This window comes from Neisseria sp. P0009.S008 (assembly GCF_051958615.1).
Lineage (GTDB): Bacteria > Pseudomonadota > Gammaproteobacteria > Burkholderiales > Neisseriaceae > Neisseria > Neisseria subflava.
Window position 1 is genome coordinate 1 of sequence record NZ_JBQCVG010000059.1, and the last position, 276, is coordinate 276.

The 276-nt window shown below is 73.6% G+C and carries 1 protein-coding gene; it reads right to left on the reverse strand.

Annotated features, from left to right (window positions below; all coding sequences use genetic code 11):
• A partial coding sequence (locus ACTHSQ_RS11245) for a DUF6928 family protein (protein ID WP_440375957.1) occupies positions 1-276 on the reverse strand: 276 nt, incomplete at both ends.

Consider the following 276-nt stretch of genomic DNA (forward strand, 5'->3'; position numbering starts at 1 on the left):
GTGCAGTGCCGGCCCGGAGAGCGGGGTGTGCTGGCGTACCTCGCGGCGACCGTCGGTGGCGAACCCGTGGACCGGCACGTCGAGACCCCCCGGCTCCAGGTCGAAGCCGAGCCAGTCGCGGTGGGCGGCGTGGAGGAGTGACGACGGCGAGAACGGCAACGCCAAGGGGGTGTCGGTCGCCGTGTCGAGCGGGAACTCGCCGGCCCAGTAGGGCCTCTCGAACGGCAGGGGCATGCCCTCGTCCTCGACGATCCGGTCGTCGGCCCCGGCGAACGC